The 24,080-nt window shown below is 54.1% G+C and carries 23 protein-coding genes; 1 reads left to right on the top strand and 22 read right to left on the bottom strand.

Features of this window, described 5'->3' with window-relative positions:
• Nucleotides 1-6 precede the first annotated feature (6 nt).
• Nucleotides 7-1,401, bottom strand: a complete 1,395-nt coding sequence (glmU, locus tag I6N98_RS18390; protein ID WP_198569773.1) for a bifunctional UDP-N-acetylglucosamine diphosphorylase/glucosamine-1-phosphate N-acetyltransferase GlmU — start codon at nucleotides 1,399-1,401, stop codon at nucleotides 7-9.
• Nucleotides 1,402-1,514: 113 nt separating this feature from the next.
• Here glmU and I6N98_RS18395 point away from each other — a divergent pair, with 113 nt between their 5' ends.
• Entirely contained in the window at nucleotides 1,515-2,276 is a 762-nt protein-coding gene (locus tag I6N98_RS18395) for an SDR family oxidoreductase (RefSeq protein WP_198569774.1), read from the top strand.
• A gap of 75 nt (nucleotides 2,277-2,351) precedes the next feature.
• Here the strand turns inward: I6N98_RS18395 and I6N98_RS18400 are convergent, their stop codons facing one another.
• The 21 genes from I6N98_RS18400 to rpmH form a co-directional block, all read right to left on the bottom strand.
• Nucleotides 2,352-2,780, bottom strand: coding sequence for a F0F1 ATP synthase subunit epsilon (locus I6N98_RS18400; protein WP_198569775.1), 429 nt, complete (start codon nucleotides 2,778-2,780; stop codon nucleotides 2,352-2,354).
• Between the two features lie 36 nt (nucleotides 2,781-2,816).
• Nucleotides 2,817-4,214 (bottom strand): F0F1 ATP synthase subunit beta, encoded by a 1,398-nt coding sequence (gene atpD / locus I6N98_RS18405; protein ID WP_198569776.1) that lies wholly within the window; start codon nucleotides 4,212-4,214, stop codon nucleotides 2,817-2,819.
• A gap of 51 nt (nucleotides 4,215-4,265) precedes the next feature.
• Complete coding sequence (gene atpG, locus I6N98_RS18410; RefSeq protein ID WP_198569777.1) at nucleotides 4,266-5,132, bottom strand: F0F1 ATP synthase subunit gamma; 867 nt, start codon at nucleotides 5,130-5,132, stop codon at nucleotides 4,266-4,268.
• A 59-nt stretch (nucleotides 5,133-5,191) separates the two neighbouring features.
• Complete coding sequence (atpA, locus tag I6N98_RS18415) at nucleotides 5,192-6,736, bottom strand: F0F1 ATP synthase subunit alpha (RefSeq protein ID WP_198569778.1); 1,545 nt, start codon at nucleotides 6,734-6,736, stop codon at nucleotides 5,192-5,194.
• 33 nt (nucleotides 6,737-6,769) lie between these two features.
• Nucleotides 6,770-7,306, bottom strand: a complete 537-nt coding sequence (locus I6N98_RS18420; protein WP_198569779.1) for a F0F1 ATP synthase subunit delta — start codon at nucleotides 7,304-7,306, stop codon at nucleotides 6,770-6,772.
• A 12-nt stretch (nucleotides 7,307-7,318) separates the two neighbouring features.
• On the bottom strand, nucleotides 7,319-7,789 hold the full coding sequence (locus I6N98_RS18425) for a F0F1 ATP synthase subunit B (protein ID WP_198569780.1): 471 nt from the start codon (nucleotides 7,787-7,789) through the stop codon (nucleotides 7,319-7,321).
• A gap of 55 nt (nucleotides 7,790-7,844) precedes the next feature.
• On the bottom strand, nucleotides 7,845-8,084 hold the full coding sequence (gene atpE / locus I6N98_RS18430; RefSeq protein WP_022958922.1) for a F0F1 ATP synthase subunit C: 240 nt from the start codon (nucleotides 8,082-8,084) through the stop codon (nucleotides 7,845-7,847).
• Between the two features lie 77 nt (nucleotides 8,085-8,161).
• On the bottom strand, nucleotides 8,162-9,097 hold the full coding sequence (gene atpB / locus I6N98_RS18435) for a F0F1 ATP synthase subunit A (RefSeq protein WP_198569781.1): 936 nt from the start codon (nucleotides 9,095-9,097) through the stop codon (nucleotides 8,162-8,164).
• A gap of 35 nt (nucleotides 9,098-9,132) precedes the next feature.
• Nucleotides 9,133-9,567, bottom strand: a complete 435-nt coding sequence (locus I6N98_RS18440) for an ATP synthase subunit I (protein WP_420496973.1) — start codon at nucleotides 9,565-9,567, stop codon at nucleotides 9,133-9,135.
• A 221-nt stretch (nucleotides 9,568-9,788) separates the two neighbouring features.
• Entirely contained in the window at nucleotides 9,789-10,724 is a 936-nt protein-coding gene (locus I6N98_RS18445; protein WP_198569783.1) for a ParB/RepB/Spo0J family partition protein, read from the bottom strand.
• Nucleotides 10,717-11,544: a ParA family protein gene (locus tag I6N98_RS18450; RefSeq protein WP_198569784.1), complete on the bottom strand. Its 828-nt coding sequence runs from the start codon at nucleotides 11,542-11,544 to the stop codon at nucleotides 10,717-10,719. Before I6N98_RS18450 ends, I6N98_RS18445 begins: the two co-directional genes overlap by 8 nt.
• Nucleotides 11,545-11,570: 26 nt before the next feature.
• Nucleotides 11,571-12,212 (bottom strand): 16S rRNA (guanine(527)-N(7))-methyltransferase RsmG, encoded by a 642-nt coding sequence (gene rsmG / locus I6N98_RS18455; protein ID WP_198569785.1) that lies wholly within the window; start codon nucleotides 12,210-12,212, stop codon nucleotides 11,571-11,573.
• Nucleotides 12,213-14,102 carry a tRNA uridine-5-carboxymethylaminomethyl(34) synthesis enzyme MnmG gene (mnmG, locus tag I6N98_RS18460; protein ID WP_198569786.1) on the bottom strand — a complete coding sequence of 630 codons (1,890 nt, stop codon included), beginning with the start codon at nucleotides 14,100-14,102 and terminating at the stop codon, nucleotides 12,213-12,215. It abuts the gene before it with no gap.
• A 457-nt stretch (nucleotides 14,103-14,559) separates the two neighbouring features.
• On the bottom strand, nucleotides 14,560-16,452 hold the full coding sequence (locus tag I6N98_RS18465) for an ATP-binding protein (protein WP_198569787.1): 1,893 nt from the start codon (nucleotides 16,450-16,452) through the stop codon (nucleotides 14,560-14,562).
• Nucleotides 16,449-17,354, bottom strand: coding sequence for a type 1 periplasmic-binding domain-containing protein (locus I6N98_RS18470; RefSeq protein WP_198569788.1), 906 nt, complete (start codon nucleotides 17,352-17,354; stop codon nucleotides 16,449-16,451). Before I6N98_RS18470 ends, I6N98_RS18465 begins: the two co-directional genes overlap by 4 nt.
• 20 nt (nucleotides 17,355-17,374) lie before the next feature.
• On the bottom strand, nucleotides 17,375-19,333 hold the full coding sequence (locus tag I6N98_RS18475) for a TonB-dependent receptor plug domain-containing protein (RefSeq protein WP_198569789.1): 1,959 nt from the start codon (nucleotides 19,331-19,333) through the stop codon (nucleotides 17,375-17,377).
• Between the two features lie 70 nt (nucleotides 19,334-19,403).
• Entirely contained in the window at nucleotides 19,404-20,771 is a 1,368-nt protein-coding gene (gene mnmE, locus I6N98_RS18480) for a tRNA uridine-5-carboxymethylaminomethyl(34) synthesis GTPase MnmE (RefSeq protein WP_198569790.1), read from the bottom strand.
• A gap of 7 nt (nucleotides 20,772-20,778) precedes the next feature.
• Nucleotides 20,779-22,485, bottom strand: coding sequence for a membrane protein insertase YidC (gene yidC, locus I6N98_RS18485; RefSeq protein WP_232787410.1), 1,707 nt, complete (start codon nucleotides 22,483-22,485; stop codon nucleotides 20,779-20,781).
• Complete coding sequence (gene yidD / locus I6N98_RS18490) at nucleotides 22,478-22,735, bottom strand: membrane protein insertion efficiency factor YidD (protein WP_232787411.1); 258 nt, start codon at nucleotides 22,733-22,735, stop codon at nucleotides 22,478-22,480. The genes yidC and yidD overlap by 8 nt, the downstream gene beginning before the upstream one ends.
• 5 nt (nucleotides 22,736-22,740) lie before the next feature.
• Nucleotides 22,741-23,118: a ribonuclease P protein component gene (rnpA, locus tag I6N98_RS18495; RefSeq protein ID WP_198569792.1), complete on the bottom strand. Its 378-nt coding sequence runs from the start codon at nucleotides 23,116-23,118 to the stop codon at nucleotides 22,741-22,743.
• A 31-nt stretch (nucleotides 23,119-23,149) separates the two neighbouring features.
• The gene (rpmH, locus tag I6N98_RS18500; RefSeq protein WP_198569793.1) at nucleotides 23,150-23,284 is read right to left on the bottom strand and encodes a 50S ribosomal protein L34; all 135 of its coding nucleotides are present in this window, start codon (nucleotides 23,282-23,284) and stop codon (nucleotides 23,150-23,152) included.
• Between the last annotated feature and the right edge of the window lie 796 nt (nucleotides 23,285-24,080).

Consider the following 24,080-nt stretch of genomic DNA (forward strand, 5'->3'; position numbering starts at 1 on the left):
GTTTCCTCAGTGTTTGTCGGCATTTTTTGAGCCGACCGTTTTTGTTGCCTCAGGGCGCTTCCAGTTTTGGATATTGCGTTGTCGCCCCCTGGCCACGGCAAGCTCATTGTCATCCACCTTGCCAGTAATGGTAGATCCTGCACCGATGGTGGCATTGTCGCCAATTTCTACTGGCGCCACGAGTGAGGTGTTAGAACCAATAAAACTGGCCTTACCAATGCGGGTTTTGTGCTTGTTGACGCCGTCGTAGTTGCAGGTAATTGTTCCGGCACCAATATTGGTTAGGCTACCCACCTCCGCGTCACCGATATAACTTAGGTGATTCACCTTGGCACCGTCTGCCAGTCGCGACTTCTTAACCTCAACGAAGTTGCCCACTTTAACACCATTGCCTAGTACAGAACCGGGACGAAGCCGGGCAAAGGGGCCAATCACACAATCGCCGGATACATCCGCATCTTCGACAATAGAATTGGCTTTAATCTCGACGCCATCACCTATTCGACTGTTAATGATCATACAGTTTGGACCAATACGAACATGGTGGCCCAAGGTTACCGTCCCTTCAAACACACAATTGATATCGATAAAACAATCGGAGTCGGCAGAAAGCTCACCGCGAATATCCAAACGCTGCGCATCAGCCAGACCCACACCCTCATCCATTAATTGCAGGGCCCGCTGATGCTGCAAAGCTCTTTCCACTTCCTGTAACTGTCGGCGGCTATTAATCCCCTGTATTTCAATCAAATCCTTAGGGTGTGCCACCGCTATGGAAAAGCTATCGGCAACCGCCATGGCGATGATATCGGTCAGGTAGTACTCGCCCTGAGCATTGTTGGCTTGCAGTTGAGGTAACCAGCGTTTGAGTGCCTTGGCCGGCGCTGCCAACACACCGGTATTGATTTCAGCGATGGCCAATTGTTCGGCGCTGGCGTCCTTGTGCTCAACAATGGCGGTGACATTGTCCTTGTTGTCTCGGACGATGCGACCATAGCCACTGGGATCGTCGACATAGGCACTGAGAATCGCAATGCTCGACTCGTCAATTGACGACAGCAGTGACGACAAGGTTTGGGGCGCGATCAGCGGTACGTCCCCATAGGTGATCAATACCGCCGCATCGTCGGCGATATCGGGCAGGGCCTGAGCAACGGCGTGACCGGTGCCTTTTTGCTCAGCCTGCTCCACCCAGTTTACCGCTTCATGCTGAAGTGCAGACTGCACTTGATCGCCACCATGACCAATAACAATATGCAGCTTTTCGGTCTGGAGGGGACGAACCGCATCGACGGCCCATTGCAGCAGGGTTTTGCCTGCCAAGGTATGCAACACTTTAGGCAATGTGGAGCGCATACGGGAGCCCTGACCAGCTGCCAGGATAACGACTTCAGCGGACACAGTTTTTCCTTTGCAATATTGGCCCCAAGGGCGAGAATGGTATCGAAAGGCGCGAAATCCCGCCAGTTCACAGCCATTATTCACATAATTTGATTCAGTTATACGGAGTTCTAATGGATTTACAGGATAAGGTCATCGTCGTTACCGGCGGCGCAAGGGGTTTGGGTTTTGCAATGGCAAAACGGCTCGGTCTGCACGGTGCCAAACCCGTTATTATCGACCTCAATCCTCAGGATATCGATGAAGCTATCGCCAAGCTTAGTGAAGAGGGAATCGACGCGAGTGGCCGCGTCTGCAACGTATCGCAGGAACATGAAGTGGAGCGTTGCTTTGCCAGCATTGCCGAGCAACATGGCGCGCTCCACGGCCTGATCAACAATGCCGGCATGCTTCGGGATGCCCTGCTAGTGAAGGTAAAAGACGGCGAAGTCGTCGACCGAATGAGCCTTCAGCAGTGGAACACGGTGATCGACGTTAACCTTACAGGTGTGTTTTTGTGTGGTCGCAGCGCCGCTGAGTGGATGATCAAGCTCAAGTGCGAAGGCGTGATCATTAATATCTCCAGTCTGTCACGCTTGGGCAACTGCGGTCAGACCAACTATTCGGCCAGCAAGGCGGGTGTCGCCGCCATGGCAGTGGGTTGGGCCGCCGAGCTGTCTCGCTTTGGCATACGCAGCGCTGCTATTGCTCCCGGCTTCTTTTACACCGAGATGGTAGCCAGCATGAAGCCCGAGGCTTTAGAGGCCGCTGCCGCCCATATACCCCTTGGGCGGCTGGGGGAGATGGACGAAATTGCCAAGGCCGCCCAGTTTATCTTCGAAAATGACTACTTTAACGGCAAGTTGATCGAGGTAGACGGGGGCTTGCGGGGCTGAGGATCACGCCGCCGGTAGATGTCAGGCATAAAAAAAGCAGCCCGAGGGCTGCTTTTTAACGGTGCCAGTGCTGTATCAGCCTTTACCGGCCGCTTTGCGAATTTGCTGCAGGGTGCGCAGCATTGCCGACGCCGACGCCAGCTGGGCTGCCGCACGGGAGTAGTCGATATCCGCATTCTGGTTCAGCATGGCTTGCTGGGCTTCTTTCTGTGCTTCCAGTGCGGATGCTTCATCCAGATCGCCGGCCCGCAGTGCGGTATCGGCCAGGATGCTCACCACATTGGGCTGCACTTCCAGGTAGCCACCTGACACGTAGTACACCTGCTCTTCTCCGCTGTCCAACACCACTCGAACCGGACCCGGTTCCAGTGAGGTCAGCAAGGGGGCGTGACCATAGGTCACACCCAGATCGCCCTGAATACCGTTGGCAACTACCAACTTGGCACGACCGGAGAAGATTTCGGCTTCTGCACTCACGATGTCGCAATGTATTGTCATAGCCATATCTTCTGCCTCTCAGGCGTAAGTCGCAACAACGACTTACAGTTTAGACGCTTTTTCCACTGCTTCGTCGATGGTGCCAACCATGTAGAATGCCTGCTCAGGCAGGTGGTCGTACTCACCGTCGAGAATGCCTTTAAAGCCAGCAATGGTGTCTTTCAGAGAAACGTAAACACCGGGGCTGCCGGTGAAGACTTCCGCAACGTGGAAGGGCTGAGACAGGAAGCGTTCGATTTTACGTGCACGCTCAACGGTCTTCTTGTCTTCTTCAGACAGCTCGTCCATACCCAGGATGGCGATGATGTCTTTCAGCTCTTTGTAGCGCTGCAGAACAGATTGAACACCGCGGGCCACATCGTAGTGATCCTGACCAATGATCAGCGGATCCAGCTGACGAGAGGTGGAGTCCAGCGGGTCAACCGCAGGGTAGATACCTTTTGCAGCGATATCCCGGCTCAATACAACGGTTGAGTCCAAGTGAGCAAAGGTGGTGGCCGGAGACGGGTCAGTCAAGTCATCCGCCGGTACGTATACCGCCTGGATAGAGGTGATAGAACCAGTCTTGGTGGAGGTGATCCGCTCCTGCAGTACACCCATCTCTTCTGCCAGTGTCGGCTGGTAACCTACCGCAGAAGGCATACGACCCAACAGTGCCGATACCTCGGTACCCGCCAGGGTGTAACGGTAGATGTTGTCGACAAACAACAGAACGTCACGGCCTTCGTCACGGAATTTTTCCGCCATGGTCAAGCCAGTCAGGGCAACACGCAGACGGTTACCGGGGGGCTCGTTCATCTGACCGTAAACCATCGCTACCTTGGATTTGCCGAAGTCTTCGACGTTTACAACGCCCGCTTCCTGCATCTCGTGGTAGAAGTCGTTACCTTCACGAGTCCGCTCACCAACACCAGCAAATACTGACAGACCGCTGTGCTCGGTGGCGATGTTGTTGATCAGCTCCATCATGTTTACGGTTTTACCAACACCGGCACCACCGAACAGACCAACCTTACCACCCTTGGCAAAGGGACAAACCAGGTCGATAACTTTGATGCCGGTTTCCAGCAAGTCTGCTGAAGCTGACAGCTCTTCGTATTTCGGCGCAGGGCGGTGAATTTCCATCCGCTCTTTTTCACCGATAGGACCACACTCGTCGATGGGGTTACCCAGTACGTCCATGATCCGACCCAGGGTTTCTGTTCCCACGGGCACTTTGATTTTTTCATTGGTGTTGTTGACGTCCAGTCCGCGACGCAGACCTTCTGACGACCCCAGTGCAATGGCGCGTACCACGCCGTCGCCCAACTGCTGCTGAACCTCAAGGGTCAGGCCGCTGTCGGTCACGGTCAATGCGTCATACACCTGCGGTACCGCATCACGTGGGAATTCCACGTCAATAACGGCACCGATAACTTGTACGATACGTCCGCTACTCATGTCCGGTTCCTCTTCAAAACCTTAAAAATAAAATCCGTTGTCGGGTCGCCCTTAGGACGACACCGCCGCCGCACCGCCAACAATTTCTGACAGCTCTTGGGTAATGGCTGCCTGACGGGCTTTGTTGTATACCAGTTGCAGGCCGTCGATGAGTTCACCGGCGTTATCGGTGGCGCTCTTCATCGCGATCATCCGCGCTGCCTGTTCACAGGCCCCGTTCTCTACTACGGTCTGATACACCTGAGACTCCACATAGCGAGTCAGCAGGCCTTCCAATAGCTCTTCGGGGTTGGGCTCGTATAGATAGTCCCAGTGATGCTTCAGGCTGTCGTCTTGTTCTGCTTCCAGAGGCAACAGTTGGCGCACGAATGGAGTTTGAGTCATGGTGTTCACAAACTCGTTGCCCACCAGGTACAGACGATCGATTTTGCCTTCACTGTAGGCATCCAGCATGGTTTTCACGCTGCCGATCAAATCTGACACACTGGGGGCTTCCCCCATATCCCGCACTGCCGCAACCACGTTGCCGCCAAAGTTCTTAAAAAAGCCACCGGCCTTACCGCCGACCAGACACAGGTCTACCTCGACGTTTTGGTCAGACCAGCTGCGCATGGCAGCCAGGGCTTTCTTGAACAGGTTGGTATTCAGACCGCCACACAAACCGCGGTCTGTAGAAACAATCACAAAGCCGACACGCTTGACGTCCCGCTCTTCCATATACTGGTGGCGGTATTCCGGATTGGCATTGGCGATATGCCCAACCACTGCGCGCATACGCTGCGCGTAGGGTTTACCCACTTCCATGCGATCCTGAGCCTTGCGCATTTTACTGGCCGCCACCATTTCCATGGCGCTAGTAATTTTTTGCGTGCTCTTGATGCTGGAGATCTGGGTGCGTATTTCTTTTGCACCTGCCATAGCTAATTCCTCAAGCCGTAAAACGCCGCTAACGATGCATTAGCGGCGTCTTATGCGTCTTACCAAGTCTGGGTGGACTTGAACTTGTCGACCAGTTCTTTGAACTTGCCTTCCAGTTCGTCGTTCCAGCTGCCGGTGTCGTTGATCTCTTTCATTACGCTCCCGTACTCGGCGTGAGCAAATGCGTGGATCGCAGATTCAAAGTCCAGCACCTTGGCGACTTCAACGTCTTTCAGGTGGCCTTCGTTGGCGCAGTAGAGAGACAGTGCCATATCGGCGATGCTCAGCGGGCTGTACTGCTTCTGCTTCATCAACTCGGTCACGCGCTCACCCTGATCCAGCTGGGCTTTGGTCGCGTCATCCAGGTCAGAGGCAAACTGGGAGAAAGCCGCCAGTTCGCGGTACTGAGCCAGTGCGGTACGAATACCGCCGGACAGCTTTTTAATGACCTTGGTCTGTGCTGAACCACCTACCCGCGATACCGAGATACCGGCGTTCATCGCAGGGCGGATACCGGCATTAAACATGTCGGTTTCCAGGAAGATCTGACCGTCGGTAATCGAGATAACGTTGGTCGGTACGAAAGCCGAGACGTCACCGGCCTGGGTTTCGATGATGGGCAGTGCGGTCAAGGAACCGGTTTTGCCTTTCACTTCACCGTTGGTGAATTTCTCAACGTAGTCGGCAGAGACCCGTGCCGCGCGCTCCAACAGACGAGAGTGGAGGTAGAAAACGTCACCGGGGTAAGCTTCACGGCCCGGCGGACGGCGCAACAACAGGGAGATTTGACGGTAGGCCCAAGCCTGCTTGGTCAAATCATCGTAGATGATCAGTGCATCTTCACCGCGGTCGCGGTAGTACTCACCGATGGTACAACCGGTGAAGGGAGCGATGTACTGCATGGACGCCGGGTCGGAAGCGGTTGCCGCGACGATGATGGTGTGATCCATCGCGCCGTGCTCTTCCAGTTTGCGCACTACCGCAGCGATAGAAGAGGCCTTCTGGCCCACCGCCACGTAGACACACTTAATGCCGGAGTCTTTCTGGTTGATGATGGCGTCAACCGCAACCGCAGTCTTACCAATCTGACGGTCGCCGATGATCAGCTCACGCTGACCGCGACCGATGGGTACCATCGCATCAACGGCCTTCAGACCGATCTGTACCGGCTGGTCAACCGATTGACGCCAGATTACACCGGGGGCGACTTTTTCGATCGCGTCGGTTTCTTTGGCTTCAATAGGGCCTTTACCGTCGATGGGGTTACCCAGAGAGTCGATAACACGACCCTGGAGTTCCGGACCGACCGGTACTTCCAGGATGCGGCCGGTGCACTTACAGGTTTGTCCTTCAGCGATGCCAAAGGCATCACCCAGAACAACCGCACCGACGGAGTCGCGCTCCAGGTTGAGGGCCATACCGAAACGGCCGCCCTCAAATTCAATCATTTCACCGTACATCACATCGGTCAGACCGTGGATACGTACGATACCGTCGGAAACCGAAACGATAGTGCCCTCATTCTGGGCTTGGGCAGAGACATCCAGTTGGTCGATGCGCTGCTTGATAATATCGCTGATTTCGGAGGGATTCAGTTGCTGCATGCTCTGTTCCTCAATCCAATTCTCTTAATGCGCTCAGGAGTGTAAAGATTCGGCAAGCTTAGCCAGCCGACCGCGTACCGAGCCATCGATCACCAGGTCGCCGGCGCGAACAATCACGCCGCCCATCAGGCTGCGGTCTTCGCGGCTGCTTACTTTTACCTGGCGTTCCAGTTTTTTACTCAGAACGTCTGCCAGACGCTGCTCGGACTCAGAGTCCAGGGCAAACGCTGTGGTCAGCTCGACGTCCACGGATTTCTCCTGAACGGCCTTGAGCGCCTCGAACTGCTCACTAATCATCGGCAGCAGTGAAAGACGCTTGTTTTCTGAGAGAATTCTGATGAAATTCTGACCACCTGCATCCAGCGTATCACCACAGACATCGATAAATGCCTGGGCTTGCTTGTCGCGAGTGATGGAGGGAGAAGACAACAATGCCTTCACCGCATCCTGCTGGGACACTGCCGCAGCAGTTACCAACATCTCGGACCATTTCGCCAATGCAGACGACGCCAAGGCGTGCTCGAAAGCGGCCTTGGCATAGGGTCTAGCCGTTGTGCTCAATTCAGCCATGATCAACCTCGCTTATAGGCTTGCGGCCAGCTTGTCGACCATGTCCTTGTGCACCGACTCGTCGATGGAAGCATCCAATACCTTCTCGGCACCAGCCAGAGCCAGGGCAGCAACCTGTGCGCGCAAAGCTTCTTTGGCGCGGTTAACTTCCTGCTCTACCTCGGCCTGGGCAGCGGCTTTGATCCGCTCACCCTCGGTGCGGGCATTGTCTTTGGCTTCGTCAACGATTTGGTTGGCGCGCTTGTTAGCGGCCTCGATGATAGAAGCCGCTTCCGCTTTCGCTTCGCGCAGTTGCTTGGTTGCTTTCTCTTGAGCCAGCTCAAGATCGCGACCTGCGCGGTCGGCAGCGTCTAGACCGTCAGCAATTTGTTTTTCACGCTCTTCCATCATCTTGCGAATGGCGCCCCACACAAAAGCGTAGGTAAACCAAACGAAGAACAGGAAGGCGATCGATTGTCCAATCAGTGTGAGATTAATATTCACGCCGATACCTCTTCTATGTCATTTGCTGAACGTGTCGTTTTGGTACCAGTTGCACTTAGGCAGGCAGACCAGGAACGACAACGAACAGAACGTACATAGCGATACCCACACCGATCATCGGTACCGCATCGAGCAGACCGGCGATGAGGAACATTTTACCTTGCAGCATTGGAGCCAGTTCTGGCTGACGAGCAGAGCCTTCCAGCAATTTGCCGCCCAGCAGTGCGAAACCAATCGCAGTACCCAGTGCGCCAAAACCGATCATCAGTGAAACAGCAATCAGAGCCAAACCCATGGTAGTTCTCCTAGTTCAGTTAAAGTTAAAAAGTTAAAACAACGTCAAGTTAATAAAAAAGCATTCAAAATCGTTTATCAGTGAAACTGATCTTCTTCCTCAATCTGGTGCGCCGTCGCCATGTAGACGATGGTCAGTACCATGAAGACAAAGGCTTGCAGGGTGATAACCAGAATGTGGAATACCGCCCAGGCCCACTGCAGCACACCGGCAAACAGGCCGAGAATCAGGCCGGCGCCGAACATCGTGGCAATAAGGATAAAGATCATTTCACCGGCATACATGTTGCCGAACAACCGCAGCCCCAATGAGATGGGCTTGGAAATCCAGGAAATGGCTTCCAGGGCGAAGTTGATGGGCACCAGAATCACGTTTACGTACCACTTGGGGCTGTGAAAGGGGTGCAAAGTCAGTTCTTTGACGAAACCCATAAAGCCTTTTTTGGCGATGGTGAAGTAGACCATCAAGCCAAACACCGTGAAGCCCATACCCAGGGTGATATTGGGGTCGGTGGTAGGCACCACTTTAAAGAAGAAGTGCGGGTCGCCAGTAATTTTGGCCATCGCCACCGGAATCCAGTCCACCGGCACCAGATCCATGGTATTCATCAGGAATATCCACACAAAGATGGTCAGTGCCATCGGCGCGATCATCGCGTTTTTGTGGTGGAAGCCGTCCTTCACGGTGTTGTCGATAAAATCGATGATCATTTCAATGGCGTTTTGCCAGCCGGTGGGCACACCGCTGTGGGCGCGCTTTGCGATGCGGGCAAAAATCAGCACGAACAGAAAGCCGAGGCCAACCGACCACAACATGGAATCGACGTGAATGGCCATAAAGCCCATGTCGGCCGCTTCCTGACTGCTGTGGGCAAATGTCCAGGTGGCTTGTTCGAGAACGTGGGAATGACCCTCGGCATCAACCCGCTCGTAGCCGGCGGGCAATTTGCCATAGGTCAGATTCGTTAAGTGGTGCTGTATATAGCCAACGGTAGATAGGGACTCACCTGCCATGTGTCACTCTCATTTCAATGCTAATAAATTCGTTGTCATTCCGCGCTGCGGGGTCGCCACACAGCCACTAGCAGAATGTTGAGCAGCAGCATTACCAGATACGCTGCCAGCAATATAAATTCGTTCAGCGTCTCGTAGAACGCAAATACTGTCGCAAAGCCCGCCAAAGTGACGGCGTATTTACCCGCCTCGCCGCGGTAGAAGGACGAGGCCACTTTGCGTGCGTGCGCCGCACCGGCATAGCGAAATGCCTGGCGAGCAAAATACGCATTGGGTACAACGGAAATCAGTCCGCCGATTAACAGAGAAAGTGCATTATCTCTGCCCGAGGGGAGTGCCATGACACTGGCCAGTATCACGAGAACGCACTGCACACCGTAAATTTTTAGCAGGGGCGGCCGGATTGTGTTTACCAGCCTGGTCGACAGCCGACGGCTTTCTCGCTGCTGTGCTGTCATCACCCACCGCATATAGCCAGTGCAGCGCTAACACTGCATGTCCAAAAAGCGGGGCGAATTATAGACGTTTCACTGGCTAAGGATCAACCGATTTTAGCGCCAAAGCCACCCCGCAGGTAATATTTACCCGGCCGATTTATAGCCCAGTTTCAATCGCTTAGCGCTCAGTAATCAACACCACTGTCTAAAATACTACATACGGTAGTAGCTGGGCGCTTTTACTACTAAATAAGCTATTTGATATGGGCGAGTATTCCCTCTAGCTCATCCAGGTTACTGTATTTGATGGTGAGCTTACCGCTCCCTTTGGCGCCGTGTTGAATACTGACCGGTGAGCCGACCTTTTCGGACAGGCTTTCCTGAAGTTGACGAATGTCAGGATCCACTTTTGGTTTGGTGGCTTCGGTGCCTTTGTCGTCGACAATGCGCCGCACCAGCGCTTCCGTTTGCCGCACCGACAACCCACGACTGACCACGGTGGCCGCTGCCGACGATTGCTTGTCAGTGCCCAGACCGAGAATGGCCCGGGCGTGACCCATTTCTATATCACCATTTTCCAGCAGCCTTTGCACGTCTTCCCGCAAGCCGGTCAAGCGCAGTAGATTGGTGATGGTGGTCCGGGACTTGCCCACCAGCTTGGCAATTTCAGCGTGGGTCAGCTCAAATTCCTGTTGCAGACGCTGCATCGCCAGCGCCTCTTCCATGGGGTTGAGATCTTCGCGCTGCAGGTTTTCGATCAATGCCATCGCCGCCGCGGTTTCATCGGCGACATCCCGAATCAGTGCGGGCACCGACTCCAGACCGGCCAGCTGCGAAGCGCGCCAACGGCGCTCACCGGCGATAATCTCGTAGCGGTCCTGGGCCAAACGACGAACAACAATGGGCTGCATAATGCCCTGGGAGCGAATTGAGTTGGCCAGCTCTTCCAGGGCATCGGGGTGCATATCCCGCCGCGGTTGGTAGCGGCCCCGCTGCATAAATTCTACTGGCAGGTTGCGCAGCTCTCCCTCGACACCGCCGTCGTTCTCACTGGCCTCCGCTGCAGGACTGGCAGCGGGCACAGCAACACTGGCAGTCTCGCCTGAGGCCTGCTCCGCCACCGCCACCGGTGTGGATTGCGCGCCCAACAGGGCATCGAGGCCGCGTCCCAGTCCGCGTTTTTTAGCCATGAATGTGTTCCGTCTGCTGTGGATCGTGTTGCTGGTTTTCCATATCGCCCTGTTTTTGCGCGGCGCGGCGCAACAATTCTCCGGCCAGGGCCAGATAAGCCAAGGCGCCCTTAGACTGCTTATCGTAGTAGAGCACCGGTAAGCCGTGGCTAGGTGCCTCGGCGAGACGCACGTTGCGGGGGATAACCGTACTGTAGAGCTGATCGCCAAAATGGCGACGCAGATCTTCAGTGACATGGTTGGTCAAACTGTTGCGGCCATCGTACATGGTGCGCAGGATGCCCTCGATTTCCAGGTCCGGATTAATCAGTTGTTTGACTCGGTTAACGGTATTGAGCAAAGCCGACAATCCTTCCAGCGCGTAATATTCGCACTGCATGGGGATAATCACCCCATCCGCTGCCGCCAGCGCGTTGACGGTGAGCATGTTCAGTGAGGGCGGACAATCGATCAGAATGTAATCGTAGTCAGCCAGCACTGCGGCCAAAGCTTCTTTCAGTCGGAATTCCCGGCCGATTTCATTGATCAGTTCCACCTCTGCCGCAGTGAGATCCTGATTGGCTGGCAGTACGGAAAAACCGCTTTCCGGCGCGGGCTTCACAATGGCGGCGATAGCGGCGCCATCAACCAGCACATCGTAGACTGACTGCTCCAGGTCATTTTTATCCACCCCGCTACCCATGGTGGCATTGCCTTGGGGGTCGAGATCAATAAGCAGCACGCGACGCTTGGTGGCCGCCAGCGACGCCGCCAGATTGACACTGGTCGTGGTCTTGCCGACACCGCCTTTTTGATTGGTGATTGCCAATACCGTGGCCACAGGTAACGCCCCTAGTGATCGCGCCGTTACGGCGACCCGGTATCGGAGTGAGACAGCACCAGCAGGTGGCGCGCCTCGTCGATGCCGGGAACATGAAGAGAATGACAGCCCTCGACGATAAAGCGTTTTGGCAGGTGACTCAACTCCTGCTCTGGATACTGACCCTTCATGGCGTACATTTTGCCCCCCTCAGCCAGCAAATGCTGACAGCCGGCGACCATGTCTGCCAGCGACGCAAAGGCCCGGGACAAAATACCATCAAAGCCGACCTCGTCGGACAAGGCCTCCACCCGGGTGCTGTGCACCACCACGTTGTTCAACCCAAGGCGCTGGCGGGCATCGATGAGAAACCGGGTTTTCTTGCCATTGCTATCCAGCAGTTCAAAGCGGCGCTGGGGAAACAAAATCGCCAGAGGGATGCCCGGCAGCCCGGCGCCCGTGCCAACATCCAAAAACCGCTGGCCACTGATGTGGGGAGCGATACTAAGGCTGTCCAGCAGATGCCGGGTCACCATCTCCAGCGGGTCGCGCACGGCGGTAAGGTTGTAGGCGCGGTTCCAACGCTGCAGCAGATCGAGGTAGGCCAGCAGCCCATCCCGCTGCGCAGCACTAATCTCTAGCCCCAACGCCCTCAGGCCCTGATCGAGACTGTCTTCCAGCGCCGCCACTCAGGCCGACTTCCTGTCCAGCATGCCGCGTTTTTTCAGGGTAATCAGCAGCAGGGACACCGCCGCAGGGGTGACACCGGGAATGCGCGAGGCCTGGGCCAGAGTCTGGGGGCGAGTGTCGATCAGCTTTTGCTTAACCTCGTTGGACAGGCCCTCGATGACGGTGTAATCGAAATCCACCGGCAGTGGGGTTTCCTCGTGGCGGCGCAGTTTTTCCACTTCGTCGTTCTGGCGCTGAATATAACCGGCGTATTTGACGTCGATCTCTACCTGCTCAGACACTTGCTCGCTGACTGACACGCTGTCATCCAGCAGATGGGCTACATCGCCATAGCCCAACTCCGGGCGCTTAAGCAGTTCCAGCAGGTTGTATTCGTGGCCCAAGGGTTTGTTTAATTTGGGTGCCAGCTTATCAGCCGCTGCACTGTTGGGCTGTACCCAACTGGAGGCCAGCCGCTGACGCTCCCGTTCGATCTGCTCGCGTTTTTCACAAAATGCAGCCCAGCGCTGATCGTCCACCAGACCCAATTCGCGACCTTTTTCAGTAAGACGGCCGTCGGCATTGTCCTCCCGCAGCAACAGGCGATATTCCGCCCGGGAGGTAAACATGCGGTAAGGCTCTTTGGTGCCCATGGTAATCAAGTCATCCACCAATACACCGATGTAAGCCTCGTCCCGGCGGGGACACCAGGCGTCTTTGTCCTGTGCTTTCAACGCCGCATTGGCACCGGCCAGCAATCCCTGGGCGGCGGCCTCTTCGTAACCGGTAGTGCCATTGATCTGACCGGCAAAAAACAAGCCGTCGATAAATTTGGTTTCCAGCGATGACTTGAGGTCCCGGGGCTCAAAGAAGTCGTACTCGATAGCGTAACCGGGACGAGTCATATGGGCATTTTCAAAACCCTTGATGGAGCGCACCAGATCCAGCTGCACATCAAAAGGCAAGCTGGTGGAGATGCCATTGGGGTAGAGTTCGTGGGTATTGAGCCCCTCTGGCTCGATAAACACCTGATGGGAGGTTTTATCGGCAAAACGGTGGACCTTGTCCTCGATCGACGGGCAATAGCGGGGACCAATACCCTCAATCACCCCGGTATACATGGGGCTGCGATCCAGACCGCTGCGAATGATGTCATGGCTGCGCTCGTTAGTGTGGGTGATCCAGCAACATACTTGGCGCGGGTGTTGATCCCGACGGCCGACGAAGGACATCACCGGAGCGGGATCGTCACCCCACTGCTGCTCTAGACCGTCGAAGTTGACAGTTTTGGCGTCTATGCGTGGCGGCGTGCCGGTTTTCAGCCGATCCACCCGGAAGGGCCGCTCCCGCAGGCGCTGGGCCAGTGCCAGTGCCGGCGGATCGCCTGCACGTCCACCGCTGTGGTTGTCCAGGCCAATGTGGATTTTACCCCCCAGGAATGTCCCGGCAGTAAGAACCACTGTTTTCGCCATAAACCGCAAGCCAATGTTAGTTATCGCGCCCAACACCTGATCGTTGTCAATAATCAGGTCATCTACAGCCTGCTGAAAGATGGACAGGTTGGGCTGGTTTTCCAGAATTTCCCTAATTGCCGCTTTGTACAAAACCCGGTCTGCCTGGGCTCGCGTGGCCCGTACAGCTGGGCCTTTGCGGGCATTGAGGACACGAAACTGTATGCCGCCCAGATCGGTGGCCGTGGCCATTGCGCCGCCCAAGGCGTCGATTTCCTTGACCAAATGGCTTTTGCCAATACCGCCAATAGCCGGATTGCAGGACATCTGACCCAGGGTCTCGATGTTATGGGTTAAAAGCAGGGTGGCACAGCCCATTCGTGCAGAGGCCAGCGCGGCCTCTGTGCCGGCGTGACCTCCACCGATCACGATGACGTCAAATTGCTGCGGATATTGCACGGTGCACCTGCGTAGATTGGCAAATGAAATGAGGCGGAAATTATACGTGTATCCCCAAGGGCTTCAAGAAATTGATGAAATTTTAATCAACGCAATAAGAATATATAAAATAGAATATTAATATATGTTGATATATCTCTATGTTTTTATGTTTGTTGTAACTACTAGCGACAAGGGTTTATGTTGATAAGTTAGTTAACTTATTGATTTACAGGAATTTGTTGTGGTGTATAACCCTGGTGGTTATCCACAAATAAGCTGTCACTTCGCTGGGCACATTCTTGGGATGAAATGTGGATAACTTCGCCATTTTTTTAGCTCTGTGGAAAACTGCCAAGTTACCCAGTGGTTGAACACCGCCGTTTAGACAGTTGTACGGTGATTATCTCCTGACTTATACACAGATTTCCGGGTGTATTTTCTCGGTAATTTGGGCAGGGAGAGGGTGTGGTCGAGCTTAAGAAGACAAATTGAGCTGTTCGGCAATTTTCTTTTTAAGAGAGGCCAAGGTGACAGGCTTGATCAGAAAGTCGTTCATACCTACTGCAAAACAGCGCTTTTGATCGCTTTCCAGGTTGTTGGCGGTTAAGGCCAATATTGGCAGGTCGTTTTTTGACCACGTTTGTCGAATCGCTTTTGTGGCGGCAAAACCGTCCATTATTGGCATTTGCAGGTCCATCAACACGATGTCTACCGCGTCAGTATCCAGTATCTCCAGTGCCTCCCGGCCGTTATTGGCTGTCGACACGCTCATACCGGCTTTGCGCAAGGTGCTTGCCACCAGCATTTGATTGATGGGGTTGTCTTCCACCACCAGCGCCCGGTGTCCGCTCAGTGACACCTGTTGTTCGTCGCCACTGTTGCGGGATACCTGACGGGGGCGACACTGGGTTTGCCAATGCAGTGTAAAGCTACTGCCACCACCGAGTTCACTGCGGACATTCAGATCCCCGCCGATCAGCTCGCAGATTCGATGAACGATGGCCAGGCCGAGTCCAGAGCCGCCGTACTGTCGGGTAGTGGCACTGTCAGCCTGGCGAAAACGGTCAAAAATATGTGGGAGATGTTCAGGGGCGATACCGATGCCGGTATCAGTTACTTCCAAGGTCAGGTCGATCCGGTTGTCGGCGTGTATGTGGCCGCTTAAAACCACCTCGATACTGCCGCTGTGGGTAAACTTAACAGCATTGGAACACAGGTTAATCAGTATCTGTCGGCAGCGTGTTTCATCGCCGAGAATCTCGATATTTTCCAGGTCCTCATTGCTGTCGGTGGTGAATTCTAGGCCTTTGCGATTGGCCTCCAAGCGCAATGGTTCCAGCATCTGACCCAGCAAGACCGCCGGGCAAAAATAGGCTTCTTCTAATTTGACTTCGCCCTTTTCTATTTTAGAGAAGTCGAGGATATCGTTGACGATGTCCAGTAGGTGTTCGCTGGAAGAGCGGGCTATTGCGACATACTCCTGCTGCTCTTTATTCAGGGGTGTGCCGGCCAGTAGCTGTAACATGCCCAGTGCGCCATTCATCGGTGTGCGCAATTCGTGGGTCATTGTGGCCAGAAATAGGCTTTTGGCATTGTTGGCTTCTTCGGCGCCCGCTTTAGCCACCTCAAGCTCTTTGACATGTTGTTCGAGGCGTTGCCTTTGCTCGGCAATACTCTCTGCCATGGTGTTGATATGGGCCTGGAGTTCACCCAGTTCGCCCTCACCAACGACGTGGATTCTAGCCTGGGTATCTCCCCCGGCGATTTTTTTAGTTACGGACTGGACTTCCGTTAATGGGCGGGAGAAGCGACGACTGATGATGGCTGCCAATAGCCCACATAACAGGAAACTCAGCAGCGCGATTGCCGATGATACCAACGTGATTTGCCGCTGAATTCCCAGTAAGGCGGCATCAGAGAGTACCACGCTGACGGTACCTAAAATCTCCGATGGACCCGAAGCGCTGAGTACTTCTCCGGTTATGGCGTCACGCACTGGTATCTGGCGTTGGACAATATTCTTTTTTACGCGAATGGTGCCGTGCTGCTGGCTGTCGTTTGTAACCGACACCGTTCGTTGATTGCGGATATCGTAAACTGAAATGGCGATCAAATCGTCGCTCATTACCGATTGGAGAATCTCCTCGAGTTGTTCGTCGTTGCCGCTGATCAGTGCCAGTTCTGAAACCGCAGCGATGTTCTCGGCAGTTCGGTGACCGATATCGATCTGATACTGTTTTGCATCGCTTAGCCGTGCCCCCAAGGAGTAGCTAAATAAAGCGAAAAATAGCAGCAGTGTGGGGGTGATACCCACCAACAGGATTTGTGAGAACAAAGAACGAGGACGCCATATCCGCAAGCGTTTCATAGCCCGCTCCTGGACAAGCTGTCCTGTATGCGTTTTTTGAGTAATTCAGCGTTGAGATGCGACAGTCCCAGGGACCGGGCCACGCTGCCATTAATGGCGACGTCGAACTCCCGAGGATAATCAGCGGGAGGCATTGCGCCTGTCTCTTTTGCCGTTTTTAAAATTGTGTTGAGTTGCAGTGCATAGTGAACCGGCTGTGATACCACAGACGCTAGTGCACCGGCGGTGACAAATCCTTCATTGGGGCCAATAACCATGGTGCGATGGCGGTAGCTGCTCAGCAGAATTGAGCGAATGGTATCGGCGTTGTAAATCTCGATTTCCGGGGTGGCCAGGAGTACGTCGACTTGCTGGATCAGTCGATTGATCACTTCGGTGGGGCGATCGGCGGACGCCGCTTCAACCTTGGGGCTCAGATGAGGGTAGTGGGTAATCGCAGTGGCAAGATTTTCCAGGAAATACGGATTCAAGTATGGTACGGCAATTCTGGCTGGCCGCTGATCCAAAATGGCGGAGGTCAGAGCGAGCTGACGACGGAGTGGTTGATTGCTGTAGACTGCTGAAACGCCCGGCGCTTTGTGGTCCAGAAAAGCGGTTTCGCTAACATAAAGAGCGACTTTCTGCGGGTAGTCCTCACCGGCAATGACCTCCAGCAAACTGTCTGACACGGTAACCAGGATATCCCCCTGCTCTGCCTGTGGTGGGGGTGCCTGAATAAACTGCCGCACGTCGTAGTCGCGATTGTGAGTTTGAACCTGAGTGGCAAATTCGCGAAGTGGCGCGTTGTCGACTGGGAGTATCAAATCGATGACCGGGCGGCCGTCGTCTGCCAGACAAAAGAGGGGCGCCAGCAGCATTGCGCTGCCGGTAATTAAGCCTCTTACCCAGCGTGACAGATTCATCCCTGACCTATTGTTTGATCCTACAGCCGAAAACTAATGACTAGAAGATGGTGAATATCCTCATCGTAAATGTTGTCAGCCAGAAGCTCGCTGTTGTCATCGTGACGGAATCGGGCGATATACGAAAACTCTAACTGTTGGTCTGCTATTGGCAGCCGGTAGTTCACTTTTATATCGCTGCGGAAAAATTCGTTGTCTTGAATCCTACGCCCTTCTGTAGCCATGGTGTAGTAGTGGGCCATGGATAATTGCGTTCTGGGGTTTAAGTGGTAAGCCACCAACAGACTCGCCGCATTTTGAGGTGTAAAGGTGCGCTCGTTGTTGCGGTTGGTTTTGGATTCTATATACGAGTAAGCGAAATGCACCAGCCAATCTGGGTTGGGCCGATAGTCAATTTCAGTTTCCGCGCCTCGCTGGTTGAGATAGTTGTCGTTATCCGGCGAGAAGCCATCGCAGGAGAGAGAATCGGATATGAGATCGTCCAAGCTGTCGTAAAAGACTTTCACATCCCACTGTAGGCCAAGCTTGGGGAAGTTACCAAAGTAGCCCAATTCCCGAGAGCGAATCCGCTCGGGGTCGAGATTTGGGTCACCACTGGCACAGTCTAGCGTCAGTTTCTCGCCCCGCAGGGCTTCCGGTTCCTTTACTTTTCCCGTGTAAACCCAATTTGCCGAAGTTTCCAATAGATCCGGTGTGCGGATGGCTTCAGAATAGACTGCGCGAAAGCTTTGGCCTGGCTGAACATGGTAGTGCAGCGAATAGCGTGGAGTAAGGTCACCGCCGACATTCTCGTCGTGTTCAAGTGAGCCACCTATATTGGCGGTGATATGGTCTGATAATTTAACTTCTACGTTGGTAAAGGCTTGATAGCTACTGTTTTGCACCGCGCCGCCGTAGAAGGTCGCGGATTTGGCTCGATCTTCTTTGATGTGGATACCGGCCACAGTCTTGACTGTGTCACTCCATACCATGGTGTCTTGAAACTCCGCATCCCGACGGCTGTTTTCCACATTGAGGTCGGTGGTAGCGACAATAAGGTCGCCTGTGGACGCTGGTAAACCGAGAAATTCCGGTGGGTAGGCCACATCCCAGCGTTGATCATGATCCTGGGATGAGTAGTCAAAGCGCAGGTGTTGGCTGTGACGGGGCGAGAGCTCCCAGGCTAGTTTGGCACTAAAAAAGTGATCCTCTACCTCGCTATTGGGCCGAGTGATATCAAAATCGTTGGCGTCATCACTGGTTACCCCGTCTTTGTAGCCGCCGCTCAGCATAAGGTTGAATTGCCGCCACTGACGGTCAAATCGAAAATTAATCAGATCGGAATTATCGCTATCGTGGCGAGTGACACTGCTGTCCCGCTTGTGATCAAAACCGTCGTCCCGGCGACTCAAAGCGCTAATTCGGAGATTGCCACCAGCTAATTCAGTGCTACCCGCCAATCGGTAGTCCTCAATGTGGAGGCTCCCGCGTTTGGCCGTCAACATAAGCTTTTCGGTGTCTGCCGGGTGGCGGGTAATAATATTTATGACGCCAAGAAAGGCATTGGCACCGTAGCTTGCGGTGGAAGGACCGCGAACCACTTCAATACGCTCGATATCCTCAATGGTGATAGGGATATCATTCCAGTCGACGGTGGCTAGACCCGCTTGGTATACCGATCGGCCATCGATCAACACCTGCATGCGGCGGGATTCACGGTAGTTGGTGCCGTGGTAGCTGACGACGTGATTCCAACCATCTCTGGCACCGGTGAAGGTGCCGGGGATCAAGCGAAACAATTCGGGTATTTTGCGAATCCCCGACGCTGAGATCATCGCCCGGTCAATAACACTGACACTGGCAGGGACGTCGTTGCGACTCTGTTCCAGCCGCGCCGGGGTAAGCACCATGGGCAGTGACTCACTGTCCCAGAACTCGGCCTGACTGGGAGCAGACAGGCTAATGGCAATGGCAATTGTCGATAGGTAGCGGTAGGACATGGAGCTTCCCAGCCTAAAGGGTTAAAGACAGTCTAGCGATGGTATTCGCTTCCGGCAAAGGTCTGCAGTGTTATTTACCGATACAAAAACTAGAGAAAATACGTCCCAGCAGGTCATCTGAGCTGAATTCACCGGTGATTTCAGACAGAGCCTGTTGGGCCAGGCGCAGCTCTTCAGCCAGCAGTTCGCCGGCCTGGTAAGCCTGTAACTGGTCCCGCCCCTGATGGAGGTGCGTTTGTGCCAGTTCCAGGGCATCCAGATGGCGCCGGCGCGCGGTAAAGCTACCGTCGCTGTCCTGAAAGCCAACGCAGTCTTTCAAATGTTGGCGGAGTAAGTCGATGCCAATGCCTTGTTTGGCGGACAGCGCTATTTCCGTAATTGCGCCGGAAGACATCCCCGGTTGCTTGCCGCTGAGGTCACATTTATTGTGGATAACCGTGAGATTGTTCATGTTGGCGAGTTTTTCCAGGCTTTTTGGCAGAGCTTCAGCTAGCTCCCCCTTCCAGCTTTCCTGGCTGTCGACTACCAGTAGTACCCGATCCGCCTTATCAATTTCCGTCCACGCCCGCCGTATACCCTCGCTTTCTACCGGATCGTCGCTGTCCCGTAAGCCGGCTGTATCGACAATATGCAGAGGCATACCGTCGATAAGGATATTTTCCCGCAGCACATCCCGGGTGGTTCCGGCAATATCGGTGACAATGGCAGACTCCCGGCCTGCCAGTGCGTTGAGGAGGCTGGATTTACCGGCATTGGGTTTACCGGCAATCACCACCGTCATGCCCTCGCGCAGTAAGCTGCCCTGCCGGGCCGATTTAAAGACCTGGTCGACCTGGGTGATGAGATTTTCAAGATCGGTGGCCACTTTTCCATCGCCGATAAAGTCGATTTCTTCCTCGGGAAAATCGATGGCTGATTCAACGTACATCCGCAGCACTGTGGTGCTTTCTACCAGATTGTGAATGCGCTGGCTGAACTCGCCGTCCAGGGAACGCAGTGCTTGGCGTGCGGCTTGTTGGGAAGCGCTGTCGATTAAATCGGCGATGGCCTCAGCTTGGGCCAGATCGATCTTATTATTGAGAAAGGCCTGCTCCGAGAATTCACCGGGTCGAGCCATCCGGGCACCGGCTCTGACGGTAGCCTGTAACAGCCAGTCCATAATGACGGGACCGCCGTGGCCTTGCAGTTCCAACACATCCTCGCCAGTAAAGGAGTGAGGACCGGGAAAATACAGGGCGATACCCCGGTCGATTACCTGGCGCTGCTGGTCAATAGTGTCGGAGAAGGCGCAGAAGTGGGCGCGACGGGGTTCAGGATTTATTCCCAGAATAGTGTGGGCGATGTCACCGACCCCGGGTCCGGAAACCCGCACAATGCCGACGCCGCCTTTTCCTGGCGGCGTGGCTATCGCAGCGATAGTGTCGGTGGCACGACTCATGGCGAGATCAGGCCTTGCCTTGTTCCGCCTTCTCAATGCCTTTAGTAATAATGTACTGCTGAACGATAGACAACGAGTTGTTTACTACCCAGTACAGTACCAGACCTGCCGGGAAGAACAGGAAGAAGAAGGTAAAGATGATCGGCAGCCATTGCATTACTTTGGCCTGCATTGGATCGGGTGGCGGCGGATTCAGTTTTTGCTGAATAAACATCGACACGCCCATTATGACGGGCAAGACAAAGTAGGGATCCATTGCCGAGAGGTCTTCAATCCACAGCATAAAGGGCGCGTGGCGGAGCTCGACGCTTTCCATCAATACCCAGTAAAGAGCGATAAACACGGGCATTTGCACCAGCATGGGCAGACAACCACCCAGGGGATTGATCTTCTCTTTTTTGTACAACTCCATCATTGCCTGAGACTGCTTTTGCTTGTCGTCGGCGTAGCGTTCGCGCACTTCCATAAGCTTGGGTTGTACTTTGCGCATATTGGCCATGGACTTAAAGGCTTTGGCATTGAGCTGAAAGAAGGCTGCCTTGACCAGTACGGTAACGCCGACAATAGACCAACCCCAGTTACCCAGCAGATTGTGGATTTGGGTGAGCAACCAGAACAAGGGCTGGGCAATCCACCACAGCCAGCCGTAATCTACGGTCAGATCCAGACCAGGGGCGATTTCCTCCAGCCGGTATTGGTCTTTGGGGCCCAAATACAGGCTGGCGCCAAATTCACCCTGGCTGCCGGCAGCAACGGTTACTGAAGGACTGGTAACCCGAGCAATATTGTTACCGCCATTGGTCACTACTGTACTGAGTTGGTTTTGCGCCTCCTGATTGGGCACCCAGGCACTGACGAAGTAGTGTTGGACAACCCCGATCCAACCGCCGTCGACACTTTGCTTCAGGGGTTTGTCGCGCATTTTGTCAAAACTGATCTTGTTGTAGAGATCGTCATTGTTGGCATACGCGACGCCCAGATAAGGTTTCATGGCGAACATTCCGCCATCGTCGTTGGTACCTGGGTCGTCGCTGTTGTCCCGTTTAAGCTGACCGAAGAAGGCAGCGTTAAAGGGTGCGTTGCTGCGGTTGTCGATCAGATATTTAACGTCTACCAGGTAGTGTCCGCGCTTAAACTGGAAGCGCTTGGTGATGGTGATGTCATCGCTATACGCATAGTGCAGATCGACATTGAGAACGTCTTGCTGACCCAGGGTGTATTCGCTGCTGCTGGCTCTATAGCGTGGCCGACCCTGGGCAGTATCTGTGGCGTTTTGGCCAATCAAGCCGCTCTGGGCCACAAACTGGCGCTGGGGGTTGTTTTCAAGAAGCACAAAGTTACTGTCGGAGTTGAGCTCTTTGCTGTACTCGTCCAGTGAAGCAAAAACGATATCGCCACCGTGGGTGTCGATCTTTACCGACAGCACGTCAGTATCCACGGTCACTATGCTGTGGGTGTCGCCCTCTTCCAAGTCTGTAACGGCGTCTGCAACAGCTTGCTGATCACTGCTGCTGTCGAGACTCGGCACATCGCCGCTATTGGGGAGGGTCTGTTGTTCAGGCGTCGCTGCCGAGCCGGCAGCACTGTCGTCCACTTGCACAGTTTTGGCTGTGGCCAGAGGGCCCTGGGGATCAAAATTGCGCCACTCTACCAGCAACATAAACGACAGCGCGGCAATGGCGGCGATAAGGAGATAACGCTGGATATCAATCATGGCTTACTGGCCTGGTGGAAGTGGTGTGGTGGTCACAGCAGGGCGGCACTGGATCGTAGCCGCCGGGATGAAAAGGATGGCAGCGCAGAATGCGTTTGGCGCTCAGCAGTGTACCGCGAGCAGCGCCGTGCTGCTGAATGGCGTCGACAGCATAGTTAGAACAACTGGGATAAAACCGGCATCGCGGGCCAATCAAAGGGCTGATAAAGAGCCGGTACACGTTGATGCAAGCGATAAGTAACCGCCGCATGATGGTTATTCTCCCCGCCGGCGGAGTTGTTTCTCCGCGCGTTTTTCCAGCTGCCGCCATAGTGATAGGCACATGTCGTGGAGGCGCTGGTTGTCCAGTTTGTCGACACCGCGCCGGGCGAGAACAATAACATCAATTCCGACTAAATGATGTTGTTGCTGTCGAAATGTTTCCCGCACGACGCGTTTAACACGGTTCCGCTCTACCGCCAGACGCACATTGCGTTTGGCGATAACCAACCCCAAACGGGGATGAGGCAAAGAGTTATGTCTGGCTAAAAACAGCAGTTCCGCATTGGATACCTTCAAGCGGGATTGATCAAATACCGCTTGGTAGTCGCTGGCGTTGAGCAGTCGAAGAGATTTTCCGAATCGATGATTCACAGCCTCGCCAGCGTAAGCCCCAGGCTACCTGTTACGCAGACAGGCGAGCGCGGCCCTTGGCGCGGCGGCGATTAATGACTTTGCGGCCGTTTTTAGTTGCCATGCGTGCGCGGAAACCGTGGGTGCGGGCACGCTTCAAGTTACTGGGCTGAAAAGTGCGTTTCATGATGTTGCATCCATTGAATATTAAAAATTAAACCGGGAAGCAGGTCGACCAAGCGACGCCCATTCCCACCGTGCGATTACTCCGACGCGCCGACTATCGATATCGCGTGTCGCCACCACCTCAAACCCCGTGGTGGCACGGCATCTGCGGCATAAAAATTGGATCGCGAATTTTAGAGGACAGCCGCTCCAATAGCAATGCCTGATAACAGAGAATCACCATGCTGTGCTGTTGCTAAGTTGGCCCTATATAAAAGGAAGCAAGACTTTGCGATCTTGGGCTCCTTAGTTCCTTAATTGGCAGGTGCGATAGAAGTTTACGTTGGCTGGGACCGAGCCTTAAGGGAGTGCCAATGGTCACAGGCTGATAACAACTTATACACAGTTTTTGTTCAAACTTATCCACAGGTCGATAAAGAACAGGCTACGGCGCCATTGAGATGTTCAGTGGATTTGTATATTATTGATGCCCTTACGGTTTTTCCAATATTATAAAAAAGTTACTGTGAGTTTGTTGTGGATAAGTAAGCGTTATATAGGTGTTGTGAGGCACCAAAAAGGCGAGCTTATGGGGTGTTTGTCAACACTTTAACCACAGAAAAAACAACAAAGATTCACTGGCACAATCGCTGTTAGTAGAGAGTAAGTCATTCGGGGGTGGCTGGGCTTTTTTAGCTGCTCGGGAGCTGGGTTTGGGCTTTAGCTATACTGGGCGCGAAACAACACGTTGCGGATTATGTTGGCTAACAGTGACAATCTTGCGTTTGCCAGTGACTGGGTATTGAGGGAGTGTTCAA

This window comes from Spongiibacter nanhainus (assembly GCF_016132545.1).
GTDB classification, from domain to species: domain Bacteria; phylum Pseudomonadota; class Gammaproteobacteria; order Pseudomonadales; family Spongiibacteraceae; genus Spongiibacter; species Spongiibacter nanhainus.

What these genes read in the sequence shown, in the direction of transcription:
- I6N98_RS18475 (WP_198569789.1), bottom strand. Translation starts at nt 19,333, where the DNA reads ATGTCCTACCGCTACCTATCGACAATTGCCATTGCCATTAGCCTGTCT.
- I6N98_RS18420 (WP_198569779.1), bottom strand. Translation starts at nt 7,306, where the DNA reads ATGGCTGAATTGAGCACAACGGCTAGACCCTATGCCAAGGCCGCTTTC.
- atpA (WP_198569778.1), bottom strand. Translation starts at nt 6,736, where the DNA reads ATGCAGCAACTGAATCCCTCCGAAATCAGCGATATTATCAAGCAGCGC.
- atpG (WP_198569777.1), bottom strand. Translation starts at nt 5,132, where the DNA reads ATGGCAGGTGCAAAAGAAATACGCACCCAGATCTCCAGCATCAAGAGC.
- atpD (WP_198569776.1), bottom strand. Translation starts at nt 4,214, where the DNA reads ATGAGTAGCGGACGTATCGTACAAGTTATCGGTGCCGTTATTGACGTG.
- mnmE (WP_198569790.1), bottom strand. Translation starts at nt 20,771, where the DNA reads ATGAGTCGTGCCACCGACACTATCGCTGCGATAGCCACGCCGCCAGGA.
- atpB (WP_198569781.1), bottom strand. Translation starts at nt 9,097, where the DNA reads ATGGCAGGTGAGTCCCTATCTACCGTTGGCTATATACAGCACCACTTA.
- I6N98_RS18395 (WP_198569774.1), top strand. Translation starts at nt 1,515, where the DNA reads ATGGATTTACAGGATAAGGTCATCGTCGTTACCGGCGGCGCAAGGGGT.
- yidD (WP_232787411.1), bottom strand. Translation starts at nt 22,735, where the DNA reads ATGCGGCGGTTACTTATCGCTTGCATCAACGTGTACCGGCTCTTTATC.
- I6N98_RS18445 (WP_198569783.1), bottom strand. Translation starts at nt 10,724, where the DNA reads ATGGCTAAAAAACGCGGACTGGGACGCGGCCTCGATGCCCTGTTGGGC.
- rpmH (WP_198569793.1), bottom strand. Translation starts at nt 23,284, where the DNA reads ATGAAACGCACTTTTCAGCCCAGTAACTTGAAGCGTGCCCGCACCCAC.
- atpE (WP_022958922.1), bottom strand. Translation starts at nt 8,084, where the DNA reads ATGGGTTTGGCTCTGATTGCTGTTTCACTGATGATCGGTTTTGGCGCA.
- yidC (WP_232787410.1), bottom strand. Translation starts at nt 22,485, where the DNA reads ATGATTGATATCCAGCGTTATCTCCTTATCGCCGCCATTGCCGCGCTG.
- I6N98_RS18470 (WP_198569788.1), bottom strand. Translation starts at nt 17,354, where the DNA reads ATGAATCTGTCACGCTGGGTAAGAGGCTTAATTACCGGCAGCGCAATG.
- I6N98_RS18400 (WP_198569775.1), bottom strand. Translation starts at nt 2,780, where the DNA reads ATGGCTATGACAATACATTGCGACATCGTGAGTGCAGAAGCCGAAATC.
- I6N98_RS18440 (WP_420496973.1), bottom strand. Translation starts at nt 9,567, where the DNA reads ATGCGGTGGGTGATGACAGCACAGCAGCGAGAAAGCCGTCGGCTGTCG.
- I6N98_RS18465 (WP_198569787.1), bottom strand. Translation starts at nt 16,452, where the DNA reads ATGAAACGCTTGCGGATATGGCGTCCTCGTTCTTTGTTCTCACAAATC.